This window comes from Streptosporangium sp. NPDC002524 (genome assembly GCF_040295985.1).
In the GTDB taxonomy this organism is placed as follows: Bacteria; Actinomycetota; Actinomycetes; order Streptosporangiales; family Streptosporangiaceae; genus Streptosporangium.
The window spans coordinates 239859-254004 of the sequence record NZ_JBEOWK010000001.1; the positions used below are offsets into that span (position 1 = coordinate 239859).

Annotated in this window: 15 protein-coding genes; 9 read left to right on the forward strand and 6 right to left on the reverse strand. The window is 72.5% G+C overall.

The annotated features are described in order from the left end of the window. The first annotated feature begins 72 nt into the window (after window positions 1–72). The gene (locus ABT053_RS00960; RefSeq protein ID WP_350966736.1) at window positions 73–1395 is read left to right on the forward strand and encodes a sensor histidine kinase; all 1323 of its coding nucleotides are present in this window, start codon (window positions 73–75) and stop codon (window positions 1393–1395) included. 19 nt (window positions 1396–1414) lie between these two features. Further along, a complete protein-coding gene (locus ABT053_RS00965) occupies window positions 1415–2071 on the forward strand; it encodes a response regulator (protein WP_350966737.1) in 657 nt (218 codons plus the stop codon). 13 nt (window positions 2072–2084) lie between these two features. Here the strand turns inward: ABT053_RS00965 and ABT053_RS00970 are convergent, their stop codons facing one another. Next, window positions 2085–2612, reverse strand: a complete 528-nt coding sequence (locus ABT053_RS00970; RefSeq protein ID WP_350966738.1) for a GNAT family N-acetyltransferase — start codon at window positions 2610–2612, stop codon at window positions 2085–2087. Window positions 2613–2895: 283 nt separating this feature from the next. On the opposite strand from ABT053_RS00970, the gene ABT053_RS00975 reads away from it, so the two are divergent. From ABT053_RS00975 to ABT053_RS00985, 3 genes are read left to right on the forward strand one after another with little or no spacing between them, the layout of a single operon-like run. After that, the gene (locus ABT053_RS00975; RefSeq protein ID WP_350966739.1) at window positions 2896–3636 is read left to right on the forward strand and encodes an alpha/beta hydrolase; all 741 of its coding nucleotides are present in this window, start codon (window positions 2896–2898) and stop codon (window positions 3634–3636) included. Then, window positions 3629–4942 (forward strand): acyltransferase family protein, encoded by a 1314-nt coding sequence (locus tag ABT053_RS00980; RefSeq protein ID WP_350966740.1) that lies wholly within the window; start codon window positions 3629–3631, stop codon window positions 4940–4942. The genes ABT053_RS00975 and ABT053_RS00980 overlap by 8 nt, the downstream gene beginning before the upstream one ends. A gap of 60 nt (window positions 4943–5002) precedes the next feature. Continuing rightward, window positions 5003–5656, forward strand: coding sequence for a biliverdin-producing heme oxygenase (locus ABT053_RS00985; protein WP_350966741.1), 654 nt, complete (start codon window positions 5003–5005; stop codon window positions 5654–5656). A gap of 238 nt (window positions 5657–5894) precedes the next feature. Here the strand turns inward: ABT053_RS00985 and ABT053_RS00990 are convergent, their stop codons facing one another. After that, the gene (locus tag ABT053_RS00990) at window positions 5895–6266 is read right to left on the reverse strand and encodes a DoxX family protein (protein ID WP_350966742.1); all 372 of its coding nucleotides are present in this window, start codon (window positions 6264–6266) and stop codon (window positions 5895–5897) included. A gap of 94 nt (window positions 6267–6360) precedes the next feature. Between ABT053_RS00990 and ABT053_RS00995 the strand changes: the two genes are divergently transcribed. The 3 genes from ABT053_RS00995 (at window position 6361) to ABT053_RS01005 (ending at window position 8940) form a co-directional block, all read left to right on the forward strand. Continuing rightward, on the forward strand, window positions 6361–7017 hold the full coding sequence (locus tag ABT053_RS00995) for a TetR/AcrR family transcriptional regulator (RefSeq protein ID WP_350966743.1): 657 nt from the start codon (window positions 6361–6363) through the stop codon (window positions 7015–7017). A 209-nt stretch (window positions 7018–7226) separates the two neighbouring features. After that, window positions 7227–7841 (forward strand): TetR/AcrR family transcriptional regulator, encoded by a 615-nt coding sequence (locus ABT053_RS01000; RefSeq protein WP_350966744.1) that lies wholly within the window; start codon window positions 7227–7229, stop codon window positions 7839–7841. A gap of 166 nt (window positions 7842–8007) precedes the next feature. Then, window positions 8008–8940, forward strand: coding sequence for a class I SAM-dependent methyltransferase (locus ABT053_RS01005; RefSeq protein WP_350966745.1), 933 nt, complete (start codon window positions 8008–8010; stop codon window positions 8938–8940). Between the two features lie 242 nt (window positions 8941–9182). On the opposite strand, the gene ABT053_RS01010 is transcribed toward ABT053_RS01005, so the two are convergent. Beyond that, a complete protein-coding gene (locus tag ABT053_RS01010; RefSeq protein WP_350966746.1) occupies window positions 9183–9911 on the reverse strand; it encodes a hypothetical protein in 729 nt (242 codons plus the stop codon). A gap of 41 nt (window positions 9912–9952) precedes the next feature. On the opposite strand from ABT053_RS01010, the gene ABT053_RS01015 reads away from it, so the two are divergent. Next, complete coding sequence (locus tag ABT053_RS01015; protein WP_350966747.1) at window positions 9953–10579, forward strand: TetR/AcrR family transcriptional regulator; 627 nt, start codon at window positions 9953–9955, stop codon at window positions 10577–10579. A 118-nt stretch (window positions 10580–10697) separates the two neighbouring features. Here ABT053_RS01015 and ABT053_RS01020 read toward each other — a convergent pair whose 3' ends face one another. The 3 genes from ABT053_RS01020 to ABT053_RS01030 form a co-directional block, all read right to left on the reverse strand. Then, on the reverse strand, window positions 10698–11600 hold the full coding sequence (locus tag ABT053_RS01020) for an STM4011 family radical SAM protein (RefSeq protein ID WP_350967095.1): 903 nt from the start codon (window positions 11598–11600) through the stop codon (window positions 10698–10700). A gap of 176 nt (window positions 11601–11776) precedes the next feature. Further along, complete coding sequence (locus ABT053_RS01025) at window positions 11777–13348, reverse strand: STM4012 family radical SAM protein (protein ID WP_350966748.1); 1572 nt, start codon at window positions 13346–13348, stop codon at window positions 11777–11779. Next, a complete protein-coding gene (locus tag ABT053_RS01030) occupies window positions 13339–14145 on the reverse strand; it encodes an STM4013/SEN3800 family hydrolase (protein WP_350967096.1) in 807 nt (268 codons plus the stop codon). The genes ABT053_RS01025 and ABT053_RS01030 overlap by 10 nt, the downstream gene beginning before the upstream one ends. Between the last annotated feature and the right edge of the window lies 1 nt (window position 14146).

Genomic DNA, 14146 nt, shown 5'->3' on the forward strand with positions numbered 1-14146 from the left:
ACCGGGGGGTGACACCGAAGGTCACCCCCCGGCGGGATGCGGGTGACGACCGCGCCGCCTACGCTGATCCGGGTGATCCCCGGCCCCGCTCGGCAGTTCCTCGTGCAGCGTGCGCAGCGGGTGCGGAAAACCGCCGTACGGCTGGCCCGCCCGCTCACCGAGGCGCTGGTGACCGGCGCGCCCGACCCGGCCCGTCCCCGATCGCGCCGCCTCACCCCCCGTGTGCCGCGCGCGCTGGGGCTGCTGCCGTTCCGGACGATCGACCTGGTCCTGCTGGGCGACCTGGCGCTGACCCTCATCCTGTTCGGCGGCGGCCTGTCCTACCTCCAGACCCAGGCGGCCGCGGCCGGCTCCCTCCTCGACCAGGAGGGGCTCATGTTCGCGGCCTTGACCTTCTCCCTGCCGCTCGCGCTGCGCGGCCGGTGGCCGCTGGCCGCCTGGCGGTCGGCCGTCCTGCTCATCCCCCTGGGGTTGGTCGTCTCGCGGCAGCTCCTCGGCGGCATCCCCTACACCGGATCCGTCCCGATCATGTACACGCTCGTGGTCTACGCGGTCGCGGTCCGCTGCGAGCGGCACATCACCGTGGGCGTGTGGATCGTCTCGGTCCTCGGCGCCTGGATGATCCACCCCGACTCGACGGCCTTCGTCACCGGCATGGTCACGGCGAGCGTCCTGTTCGGCTACAACGTGCGGGCGCGGCGGCTCGCCGCCGGGCTGCTGGCCCAGGAGGAACGGCGCAGCGAGCGGGCCCTGGCCGCCCAGGCCGCGCTGGAGGAACGGGCCAGGATCGCCAGGGAGCTGCACGACGTCGTCGCCCACCACATGTCGGTGATCGCCATCCAGGCCGAGGCCGTACCGCTGCAGGCGTCCGGGGACGCGCGGCGCCTGGAGGACGGGCTGAGGGAGATCCGCGCGCTGTCCCTCTCGGCCATGAACGAGATGCGCCGCGTGCTGGGCGTCCTCAGGGAGGGGGACGGGCACATCGACACCGCGCCGCAGCCGGGTCTCGGCCGCCTGGAGGAGCTCGTCGACACCGCGCGCTCGGCCGGGCTCGACGTGACGCTCAAACTCATCGGCGACCTGGCCGGGCTTCCCACCGCGGTGAGCCTGTCCGCCTACCGGATCACCCAGGAGTCGCTCAGCAACGCCATGCGGCACGCCCCGGGCTCCACCGTCTCACTGAAGATCGCCCGGTACGGCGCCGAGCTGCACGTCCAGGTGACGAACAGCGCAGGGCACCGCTCCTCCGGGACTCCCGGGGAGGCCGGGCACATGGGGCACGGCCTGATCGGGATGCGGGAACGGGTGTCCGTGCTCGGCGGGAAACTCTGGGTCGGCCCGACCGGGACGGGCTTCGCGGTCACCGCCATACTGCCGATCATCGAGGACGCGTGACCCCGCTCAAGGAGATTCGATGACGATCCGGGTGCTCATCGCCGACGACCAGGGCATGGTACGGACCGGTTTCACGGTGTTCCTGAGCACGCAGCCCGACATCGAGGTCGTCGGCGAGGCCGCCAACGGACGCGAGGCCGTGACGCGGGTGGCCGAGCTGCGGCCCGACGTGGTGCTGATGGACGTGCGGATGCCGGTGATGGACGGCCTCGCCGCGACACGGGAGATCACGAGGTCCGTCGACCCCCCGCCGAAGATCCTGATCCTGACGACGTTCGACCTCGACGACTACGTGTACGAGGCGCTGCGGGCCGGGGCGAGCGGGTTCCTGCTCAAGGACGCCTCCGCGCAGCAGCTCGCCGAGGCGGTCCGGGTGGTGGCGGCCGGGGAGGCGCTGCTGGCGCCCTCGGTGACCAGGCGGCTGATCGCGGAGTTCGCCCGCATCGGCCCGAGCCGCCCGCGCGGGCGGCTGGACGACATCACCGAGCGGGAGACGGAGGTGCTCGCGCTCATCGCGCGGGGCAGGTCCAACCAGGAGATCGCCGAGGAGCTCGTCCTGTCGGAGCAGACCGTCAAGACCCACGTGAGCCGCATCCTCGCGAAGCTGAACCTGCGCGACCGCGCCCAGGCGATCGTCCACGCGTACGAGACGGGCCTGGTCCGTCCGGGCGAGTGACTCCCGCTGGCGGTCAGGGGCGCCCGAGCCGGTACAGGACGTGGGAGCGCACCGGGTGGCCTCCGGGCACCGCCGGGTGGTCGAAGTCGTCGGCCGGGTCGCGGGTCATGCCCAGCCGTTCCATCACCGCGCGCGAGCGCGTGTTGAGCACGGCCGTCATGGAGACGATCTCGTCCACCCCGGCCACCGCGAAGCCCTCGGCGACGGCCCGCCTGGCCGACTCTATGGCGTATCCGTACCCCCAGGCGTGCCTGGCCAGCCGCCAGCCGACCTCCAGGGCGGGGGTGAAGGGCGCCTCGAACCGCTGCCACATCAGGCCGGTGAAGCCGATGAACCGGCCCGTCTCCCTGACCTCCAGCGCCCAGAGGCCGTAGCCCTGCTCGTCGAAGGCCCGCTCGATCTTGTCGACCATGGTGTCGCTCTCCGGCCTGCTCAGCGGGGCCGGGAAGTGCTCCATCACCTCGGGGTCGGCGTTCAGCGCCGCGAACGGTTCCCGGTCCTCGTCCCGCCACCTGCGCATGATCAACCGTTCCGTCTCCATCCGGCCGAGTTTATCGCCGGGTCCGTCCACGGCGAGTCCACGGTCCGGAAGCGGCACAGGTCGGTCCCGGGTGGTCGGGTCGGTCTCGGGCGGTCAGGGGCGGTCTGAGGCGGTCGGGTCGGAGCGGGTCGGTCCGAGGTGGTCTGGGGTGGTCCGGGGTGGTCCGGGTCGGCTTCCTCGCTCCCCAGGGGGACGGGGAAGGTGAACGCCTCGGGGTGACGCGGGTTACGGGCCGCGATTCCTAGCGTTCTGTCCGGTTCTTCAGATCGGACAGGAGGCTCGCATGTTCCGCCGCACGCTCGCCGTCGCCGTCGCCGCGGCGCTCACCTACGTGACGGTCCCGCCGCCCGCGGGTGACCGGGTGGTGCGGATCTACGGCGACCTCGGCACGGCCGAGTACGTCGCGGTCGTCGTCCCCGGCGCCGACACCACGGCCGCCACCTTCGACGGCGGCAGGGCCAAGCCGTACAGCACGCCGGGGGGCGGGGCGCGGGCGCTGCTCGCCGAGGCGCGGGCGCTGGATCCGGGGGCGAGGGTGGCGGTGGTCGCCTGGCTCGGCTACGACAGCCCGGCGACGCTCAGCCTCGGCGTGATGACCGGCGGGGCCGCGGAACGGGGCGCGGCGGAGTTGCGGCGGTACGTCACCGAGACGCTCGGGGGGAAACGGGTCAGCCTGCTGTGCCACAGCTACGGCTCGGTGGTGTGCGCCGGGGCCGTGCCCGGTTCCGGGGTCGCGGACACGGCCGTGTTCGGCAGCCCGGGGCTGGGCGTCTCGTCGGCCGCCGAACTGGGCGGCACCCGGTTGTGGGCCGGCAGCGGCGCCCGCGACTGGATGCGCCGGGTGCCCAAGCTCAGGATCGGGCCGCTCGGCTTCGGCCCCGACCCCGCCGCCCCTGCCTTCGGCGCCCGCCCGTTCGGTACCGGCTCCGCCGGGCACAGCGACTATCTCGAACCGGGCGGCGAGTCCCTGCGCAACCTGACCCTGATCGCGCTCGGCCGTGGCGGCGAGGTGTCCCGTGGCTAGTCTCGCGGCCGGGATCGAGGCGGCCACCCCGGAGAGCAGGGACCGCGGGGTGGACGCGCTGCGGGCGCTGGCGATCCTGGGGGTGGTGCTGGGGCACTGGCTGGTGACGGCCTGGGCACCGGGCGCGGCGGGGGCGGTTCACCTGTCCAGCCCGCTCGCCCACCTGCCGGAGTTCACGCCGCTGTCCTGGGTGTTCCAGACGCTGGCGGTGTTCTTCTTCGTCGGCGGCTACGCGGCGGCACGCGGCCTCCGCTCGGCGGCGACGCGCGCCTCGGAGACCCGCGAATCCTCGCAGGTTCGCGAAACCTCGAAGGTCCGCGAATCCGCGACAGCCCGCGAACTCTCGAAGGTTCGCGAACCGGGCCCCACGGCCCCTTCCACCCCGTCGCGCGGTACGGACCCCGTGGCGCCACCCGGTTCGCGTCATCCTCGCCGGGAGACCGGGGGCGGCGCGTACCCGGCCGGGACCTGGGTGCGGGCCAGGATGGGAAGGCTGCTGGGGCCGGTGCTGCCGCTGGTCCTGGTCTGGGCGGGGATCGCGGCGGGGATGGCGCTGCGCGGGACCTCGGCGGGGACGATCAGGGTGATGGTGGTCCCGGCGATCGGGCCGCTGTGGTTCCTGGCCGTCTTCGCCGCGCTGACGGCGGCCGCTCCCCTCCTCCTGCGCGCGCATCCGGTCGTCATGGCGGCCGTGGCATTCGCGGTCGTGCTCGGGGTGGACGCGGCCAGGTTCGGGCTCGGCGCCCCCGCCTGGGTAGGGTGGGCGAACCTGGTGGCCGGATGGCTGGTCCCGTACGCGCTGGGGATCGCCTGGGCGGGCGGGATGCTCGCCTCGCGCCGGGTGGCGGCGGGCCTGCTGGCCGGTGGCGCGGCCGGGACGGTGCTGCTGGTCCGCGGGTTCGGGTATCCGGCGAGCATGGTGGGCGTGACCGGGGACCCGCTCTCCAACCTCAGCCCGCCCAGCCTGGCCGTGGTCTGCTTCGGGCTCGCCCAGGTGGGGCTGGCGCTGCTCGTACGAGCGCCGCTGGCCCGGTTGATGCGGCGTCCCCGGCTGTGGGCGGTGGTCGCGCTGGCCAACCTGTCGGCGATGACGCTCTTCCTGTGGCACCAGAGCGCGGTGGCCGTGCTCGCCGTCGCCGCCCTGCGCTTCGGCGACGTGCCCGGCCTGCTGGCGGTGCCCGACGAGCCGGTCTGGCTGCTGCACCGGCTGGCCTGGTTCCCGGTTTTCGTGGCCGTTCTCGCGCTCGTGTGGCTTCCGGGATCAAGGCGCAGGAGATTTAATGACAGGGTGTCGTCATCAGCTTGACGGGGTGGCACGAGTTTTGTGACACTGCGTCATAAAAGGTTCCCTCGTCGCGGAGTGATCATGAGCGAGTCGCCCTTCTCCGAAGTCCTCAGGAACGCCACCTGGGGTGACCACGAGTCCGCCGAGGACGAGAGCTACCTCAAGGCGCTGATGGCGGGCAGCCTCAGCACCGAGGCCTACGGCGAGATGGTCGCCCAGCACTATTTCGCCTACGTGGCGCTGGAGAGCGCCTCCCGGTCGCTGGCCACGGATCCCGTCGCGGCGCCGTTCGTCATTCCCGAGCTCTATCGGGAGGAGGCGCTGGTCCGCGACCTGGAGACGATCTACGGGTCCGGCTGGAGGTCCAGGATCGAGCCCTCCAAGCCGACCCTCACCCTGGTCGCCCGCATCAACCAGGTGGCCACCTGGCCGGGCGGTTACATCGCCCACCATTACACCCGCTACATGGGCGACCTGTCCGGCGGGCAGTTCATCCGGATGGAGCTGCAGAAGATCTACGGCTACCAGCCGGGCGGCGGCGTCGACTTCTACCTCTTCGACGGGATCGGCAGCCTGCCCCGCTTCAAGAACGAGTACCGGGCCCGGCTGGACGCCCTCCCCCTGAACGAGGCGGAGAAGGGGCGGCTGATCCGCGAGACCAGGCTCGCGTACCTGCTCAACACCGAGGTCCTGGGCGAGCTCGGCCGGGTGGCCCGATCCGAGTTCGCCGCCTGACCCGCCCGGTCCACCTTCCGGGACGCCTCCAGGGACGCCTTCGGGGACGTCTTCGGAAACATCGCCAGGAGACGGGGACGCTCCGGTACGGAATTCCGTACCGGAGCGTTTCCACGTTCGACGACCTCGCAGGCCGGAGCGCCCGGAGGGCGCGCCCCTCCCGGAAGAGCCTCCCGGAAGGCGGAGACCCGAGGCCCGGGGCCCCGGGGAGCCAAGGGGTGCTCCCGGAAAGAGTCCCTTAGAAGGAGTAGGGGCCGAAGCGGCCCCAGGCCACGAAGGCGGACAGCAGGAGGATCACCACGTTGACCGCGATCCCCGGGTACTCCTTGCGCCGGAGGTGCACGGCGATGGCGCCGACCATCGTGATCACCAGGCCGACGGCGGCGATCGGGACCAGGACGGGCAGGATGCCGGTGACGGCGGGCAGGATGAGGCCGAGCCCGGCGAGCACCTCAAGGATCCCGATGATCCTGATCTGCCCGTCCGAGAAGTCCTCCACCCACGGCAGCCTGGCGGCCAGTCCCTCGCGGCTCTGGGTGGCCTTGGTGAAGCCGGCGAGGAGGAAGAGCCCGGCGAGCAGGCTCTGCGCGATCCAGAGGACGACGTTCATGATGCGCTCCGAGAGAATAAGTGAAGGGAGCCCTTCGCTTGGGGGGCCACCGTAGCATAACCGCAGGAGGGCCTTCACTTTGTAGAATCGGCTCATGGACGCGTGCAAAGGGCGGGGACTGCGCAAGGACGCCGAGATCAACCGGGGGCGGATCGTGGCGGCGGCGCGGATCGCGTTCCGTGAGGGCGGGCTCGACGTGCCCCTGGAGGAGATCGCCCGCCGGGCGGAGGTGAACATCGCCACGCTCTACCGGCGGTTCCCCGACCGCGAGGCGCTCATCGACGCGATCCTGGCCGACCGCATGGCCGAGTTCGTCGAGGTCGCCGAGGCCGCGGAGCTCGCCGACGACCCGTGGGAGGGGTTCGCCGGGCTGGTCGGGCACATCTGCGGCATGCAGGCCGCCGACCAGGGGGTGACCGAGGGCTTCACCTCCTGCTTCCCCGGGGCGGCGCTGGAGGCGCCGAGGGCGCGGGCGCTGACCGCGGTCGACCGGGTGATCGAGCGGGCCCGTCGCGCCGGGACGCTGCGCGCCGACTTCACCGGCCAGGACCTGATGCTGATCATGATGGCCAACGCCGGGGTGCTCGGCTCCACGCGCTGCGCCGCCCCGGAGGCGTGGCGGCGGCTGGTCGGCCTGATCCTCGACGCGTGCCGCACCGGCCGCGCCGACCGGATCGCTTCGCCCCTCCCCCCGGCCCCCAGCGCCGAGGACATGCGCAACGCGATGCTCACGGCCCGCCCGCACCGCTGACCCCGCCACGGCAACGTCACGGCACCACCGTCACAGTCCCGTCATGGCACCCCGCCACGGCACTGTCACAGCACCGTCGTGGCACCCCGCCACCGGCACCCCGTCACCGCACCCCGCCATGGCACCGCCATGGCACCGTCACAGCACCGCCACCGCACCCCGCCACGGCACCGCCTGACGGGGTGCCGGTGCTGTGCGACCATGGGGCCATGCCCCGGATTTCGGCCGCGACCATCGGCGAGCACCGCGTACAGACGCAGGATCGCATCCTGCGGGCGGTCTCGCGGCTCTCCCGGGACCAGGGCATCGACGCCATCTCCATGACCGACGTGGCGAACGAGGCCGAGATCACCCGCACCGTCCTGTACAACTACTTCCCCGACAAGGCCGCGCTGCTGCTCGCCTTCACCGAGCGGGTGACGCACTACTTCATCGACAGCTACGAGCGGGAGCTGCCCGACCGGGCCTCCCCCGCCGAGCGGTTGCGGGTCTTCGTCAGGCTCCAGCTCGACGGGCTGCTCGCCCACCCCCACCCCGGCCCGGCCGACCTGTCGGCGGCGCTGGGCCCGGACGCCTACCAGCGCCTGGCCGACCACGTCGAGCCGATGCAGCGCATCCTGACAGGCATCATCGACAGCGGCGTGTCGTCGGGCGACTTCCAGGCCCCCGACGTGGCCGCCGCCGCCCGGATGATCCTCGCCGTCATCGGCGCCGAGCGGGTACCGCTGCTCGGCGGCGAGGTGACGCCCGAGGAGGCCGAGAAGATCGTCTCCGGCTTCGTGCTGCGCGGCCTGGGCTCCCGGAGCGTCCCGGACGGGATCTGAGCGCGAGAGCGGACGCGGGCCGTTGAGAACGGGCCCGGATCGTTGAGAGCGGTCGCGGGCAGTTGGGTGAGCGGCGGTCGACGGCCACGTGTCGTGCCGGTACACCGTGGGCGACCATCAGGCCAACACCCGCCGGACCGCCGTTCCCGGCTGCTACGGTCCGCCCATGTCAGCAGTGAAGGCAGAGATCACCCCGAAGTCGCTCGACCGGATCCCCGGCTGGTTCTGGGGCACCGACCAGCGGCTCTTCGAATGGATCCTGTCCGGGCAGGCCACCGAGAACTCCCCCGGCGACCTGCTGGAGCTGGGAACGTACCTCGGCAAGAGCGCGGTCATGATCGGGGCCCACGCGCGGCCCGGTGAGGTGTTCACGGTCTGCGACCTGTTCGAGTCCGAGGCGCCCGAGGCGGCCAACGACGCCGAGACGAGCCGGTCCTACTCCGCGCTCACCCGGGACAGGTTCGAGGAGAACTACCTCACCTTCCACGACGCGCTCCCGCGGATCGTGCACGGCCCGACCTCGATCATCCTCGACCACGTCGCGGACCAGTCGTGCAGGTTCGTCCATGTGGACGCCTCGCACCTGTACGTCCACGTACGGCAGGACGTCATGTCGGCCAGGAAGGTCCTGCGCCCCGACGGGATCGTCGTCTTCGACGACTACCGGAGCGTCCACACTCCCGGGGTGGCGATGGCCGTCTGGGAGGCGGTGTCGAACCTGGGCCTGGCGCCGATATGCGTCAGCACGCAGAAGCTCTACGCGACCTGGGGGGACGCGGTCCCGGTCCGGGAGCGCCTGCTGCGCTGGCTGGAGTCCCGCGAGGACCTGTGGCACACCACGGACGCGTTCGACGGCTGGGACCTCGTCCGGGTCAACCAGATCAAGAAGCCCGCGCCTCCCGCGAGTGACGCCGCCACGCTGAAGAAGCTCGGCGACGACCTCCAGCGCACCACGGCGGAGCTGAAGAAGGCGATGGCGGAGTCACGGGCCGCGACCCAGGCGCTGAAGAAGGCCACCTCGGAGATCAGCCTGGCCGGTCCCGTGGTGCGGCGTGCCGTGCGGTGGACCCGCAGGGTCACCCGGCGCGGACGCGCCTGACCGGCCCGGCAGGGCGGCCACGGCTCACACGACTCACACCGCTCGCGACCGGCCTGGCCGGGTGGCCGCGGTCCGCACCACCCGCGACCGCCCGCCCCGTTCGCGACCGGCCCCGTCGAATGGCCGCAGTCCGCACCACCCGCGACCGCCCGCCCCGTTCATGACCGGCCCCGCCGGGTGACCGCGGTTCGCACCGCCCGCGACCGCCCGGCTTTCCGCGGAGACGCCTCCGCACGGCGGCGCTATTCCGGCCGGTCGGCGCCCGGGACATCCGCCGCGGGACCGTGAGCCCGGTTCAGGCGGATCAGGGTGACGCCGTACGCGACGATCCAGACGACCCACATCAGCCAGCCGGCGAGGCCCAGGAGGCCGAGCGGGCCGGCGCGGTCGATGACCAGCGGGGTGAGGGTGGCCGAGCCGAACAGCAGCGCGGCCGAGACCAGCCCCACGGTGCCGTGCCACGGCCGGATGAGACCCGCGCGCAGGCCGGCGACGGAGAGCCCGAGCAGCGCGAGGGCCAGGAAGGTGCCGTTGAGGGTGAACAGCGCGTCGTGCAGAACCCACAGTCCCCCGGTCGCGGTGTCATGACGCTCGGCCGTCGAGGTGAGCGCGAGACGGGTCGCGATGACCGCGGCGAAGGTGACGTTCTGCAGTGCCAGGCCGGTGAAACCGAGCAGTGACCAGGCTTCGTCCCTGCCGCGTTCGGAGCGCCGCAGCGCGGAGACCGCGCCCGCGCCGAACAGCGTGGCCAGCAGCCAGGCGGCGGGCGTGAGCGCGGACGCGACGGCGACGACCTCGCCCTCGGTGCCGAAGAACGCGTTGACCTCGTCGATCCCGGCACCGGTGAGCGGCAGACCGGCGGGCGTCATGATCACGTTGGCGAGGACGATCGTGAAGGCGAAACCAAGAGCGGCGATGCCGGTGATCCGGGAGAAGCCCATGGTGGCCCTCGGATACGATTGACGTAACATGTATTCATTATAAGCAGCGTAAAGCCATTGGGGGGAGACCGGTGAGCGCAGAGCCGGAACGGCGCCGTTACGACTCGTTGCGCCGGGAGACACAGGCGCGGGAGACCCGGGTGGAGATCGCCCGCGCAGCCCGCCGGTTGTTCGTCTCCCAGGGGTGGGCGGCGACGACCGTGCGAGAGGTCGCCCGCGAGGCGGGAGTCTCGGTGCCGACGGTCTACGCGGCGTACGGGAACAAGGCGGGGCTCACCCGGGCCCTGGCGGACGCCGCGGACCTGTCGGCCGACGCCCCGCGGATGCTGGAGAGGCTGGAGGCCGCGGCGGCGGATCCCGGGCGGCAGCTCGCGGCGATGGCCGCCTACGACCGGCGGCTGTTCGAACGCGCCGGTGACGTCATCGCGCTGGTCCGCGAAGCGGCCCGGACCGAGCCCGAGCTGGCGGCGGCCTACCGCGAGGGCCGCGGGCAGGGTGACAGGACCCGCGAGCTGGTGTTCTCGTCCTGGCCGGAGGGCGTCCTGCGACGCGGCCTGGACGTGCGCTCCGCCGTCGACGTCTACGCGGCCCTGTGCAACATCGACGTCTACACCACGCTCACCGTCGAACGCGGCTGGTCACCCGATCGCGTCGAGCACTGGTGGAGCGAGGCGCTGGCCCGCGAACTCCTGGGCTGACGTCCCGCTCCCCTTTGTCCTCTCGGTACGTCCTGTGAGAGGGCGCGCGATTCGGAAGCGGCTACGTCCGAGCCGGATAGCTAGGAGAGTCCGGTAGCCCGGAGTGCTTCCTCGCCCGTCACCCCGTCGAAGCCGACGGCGACACCTCCGCGACGACCCGGTGGGCGGGGATCCGTTCCAGGACTCCCCCGGCGAAGACGTCGTAGAGGCCGGTCGTCTCCAGGTGCACGTAGCCGATGTGGCAGTCGCACATCGCCGCCGGACACGCCGTCGCCCTCGGGCCGAACGTGCCGTCGTAGAGGTTGCCGAGCACGGCCGGGACGAAGTGGCAGCGCCGCACGGTGCCGTCGCCGTCGACGGAGATCACGCTGTCCCCCGTACGGCACGGCAGGCCCGCGCTCCGGTGCGGCGTCCTGCTGTGGTGGAACAGCGGGTCGATCGCCGTCCAGGCGTCCGCCTCGTCGTCGGTGTAGAGGGCACCCTCCGCGGCGTTCACCCAGACGTACACCTCCCCGGGCAGGTCGGCCCGAAGGCGGCGGGCCTGGCCGAGGTGCTCGGGCAGGCCGACGACACCGACGCTGAAGCGGACCCCGCGCGCGACGAGGTCACGGCAACGGCCGAGGAAGCGCTCGTACGGGACCTGGCCGGGGTGGTAGGTCACCCAGAGGGCGAGCGTGTCCAGGTCGGCCTCGGCCAGCCAGCCCGGCCGGCAGCTGAAGTTGGTCTGGATGGCGACCCGCCGCACGTGCGGGAGGTGGCTCAGCTCGACCATCGCCCGGCGGTACCACGAGCGGACGAGACCCTCGCCCCAGGGGGTGAACAGCACCGAGACCGGATGGTCGCGCCCGGCCACCCACGCGGTGAACCGCTCCAGCGCCGCCCTGTCCCTGCGCAGTTGCCCGGTGTCGTCGCGCCGCTTGGCGAACGGGCAGTAGGGGCAGTCGTAGTCGCAGCTCGCCAGCGGCCCCCGGTAGAGGATCGTGAGCTCGCCCGACGACGTCCTCGCCTGCCCTCGCATCATCGGCTCGCCCGACGACGTCCTCACCGCTCCTCGCATCGTCGGCTCGCCCACCGCTGTCGTCACCGGTCCCCGTATCGTCGACTCGTCCACCGCTGTCGTCACCGGTCCCCGCATCGTCGACTCGTCCACCGTTGTCATCACCGGTCCCCGCATCGTCGGCTCGCCCACCGCCGTCGTCACCGGTCCTCGTATCGGGCCATCAGGGCGCGGACCCGACCGGAGAACAGCGCGGGGCCGATCGCGTCGGAGCGGGCCAGGCCCTCGGCGGTGAGCCGAAGCCATCCGTCCCCGCCGCTCCCGCCTCCAGCGCTCCCATCCCCGCCACTCCTGCCCCCGGCGCTTCCGCCCCCGGTGCTCTCGTCCCCAGTGCTCCCAGCCTCGCCACTCTCGCCTCCGGCGCTTCCGCCCCCGGGCGGCGGGGCGGCGCGCTCCAGCAGGCCCCGCGCCGCCAGACGCTCCAGCTCCGCGCCGAAGTGGGCCTCGGGACCGGCTCCGAAGCGGTCGCGGTAGGCGACGGGATCGAGGCCGTCGGCCTGGAGCAGCGACTGGATGAGATGGCGGCGGCGCCGGTCGTCGTCGTCCAGCCGGAACCCCACGTTGGCGACCGCGAACTCCCCGGGAGCGAGGCGCACGTAGTCGTCGATAATCGCGCGCACCTGACCGGCGCCGACCGCGTACTCGTAGGAGTAGTGCAGGCCGGAGGTGTAGGAGCGGGCGCCGCAGCCGAGGCCGACCATGCCGTCGCTCTGGCAAGTGTACTCGGCCGGGCTCTCGCGCCCGGGAAGCCGGAACATCCGCATCGAGACCTGGTCGTACCCGGCGGCGAGCAGGTGGTCGCGGCCCTGCCGGTAGAGGGTGAGGCGGTGGTCGTCCCAGTCGCGGGCGCGGCGTCCGAGGCCGGTGAGCGGGCGGACGTACAGGGGGTAGAGGTAGATCTCCTCGGGTTTCCAGGCGAGCGCGGCGTCCAGCGAGTGACGCCAGGAGGCCTCCGTCTGCCCGTCGATGCCGTAGATCAGGTCGAGGTTGAGCGCCTCGAACCCGGCCTCGCGGATCCGGCCGAGCGCCGCCTCGACCTCCCGCCGCCGCTGCGGCCTGACCGCCGCGCGGGCCTCGGCGTCGACGAAGCTCTGCACGCCGATCGAGACACGGGTCGCGCCCCGCTCGGCGAGGACGGCGAGCCGGTCGGCCGTCGCGGTCGCCGGGGAGGTCTCCACCGACATCGGCACGGCCCGCAGGTCGGCGCCCGTGATCCGCTCGGTGAGGTCGAACATCCGGGTGAGCTCGGCGGCGCTCAGGTACGTCGGCGTGCCCCCGCCGACGGCCGCCGCCGTGAAACGGGGATCGCCCAGGGCGTCCCGTACGGCACCAGCCTGGCGTTCCAGCGCGTCGAGATAGGCGGTGACGAGCTCCTCGGGGGCGCCGGTCCTGGTGAACAGGTTGCAGAATCCGCAGCGCATCTCGCAGAACGGGATGTGCAGGTAGAGGAAGAGCCGTTCGACGGGCTCCTCCGCCCACACCTCCGCCAGCGACGGCCGGGGATCCAACGGCCTATAGGCCGTCTTGTGCGGGTACGCGTAGACGTAGCCCTGGTACGGGCTCGCCTCCGCCAGGGCGTCACCGGCCAGGGACGCCGCCTGGGCGTCAACGACCGGGGACGGGGGCGACGTGGGGAGGGGGAGCACGGGAAGGATGGGCCGCCCGACGTCCGCCACCCACGGCACCCCGCCCGAACCCGTGCTCATCGCCATCGCCCCCGCTCCATCGTGAACTCCCCGTAGGGCACGGTCCAGACGACCTCGTGACCGATCCTGTGCCCGATATATCCGTCTTCACCGTAAGCGGTGCCGTGATCGGAGCAGACGATCGCGAATCCCGGCCGCCGGGCGCTCATCAGCGCGAACAGCCTGCCGATGTGCCGGTCGACGTATTCGAGCGCGGCGGCCTGGCTCCGGCGGCTGTCGCCGTGCTCGCGGGTGGCACCGGGCAGGTGGAACCAGTTGGGCTGGTGCAGCGCCGAGACGTTGACGAACAGGAAGACCGGCCTGTCGGTTCCGGCCACCGCCCGCTCCGCACAGGCGATCTGCGCCTCGAACGAGGCGGGCGCGGTCACCCCGAACCCCGGCTCCCAGTGGCTCTCGGCGAACAACCCCGGCAGCGCGGACCCGAGCGGGGTCAGCTTGTTGAAGAACCCGACCCCCCCGACGCAGATCGTGTGGTAACCCGCTCCCGCCAGCCCCGAGGGCAGGTCGGGGGCGTCGAACACCCAGGTCCCCGGGGCCGTGGTCTCGCTGCCGGGGAACGCGGCGGCGAACGGCCGGTGATGCGGTCCCGGCGCGGCGGGGGTCGGCAGGAAACCGGCGAGGATCGCGGCGTGCGCGGCGTAGGTGAAGCTTCCCGGGCTGTGCCGGCGCTCCCAGCGCCCGCCGGGCAGCGCCCGCGCCAGGGTGGGCAGCCGCCCGGCCGCCATCAGCTCCTCCGCCACGTCGTATCGGAGGGTGTCGAGCGTCACCAGCAACAGGTCGTGGCTGCCCACCACCTCGTTCATG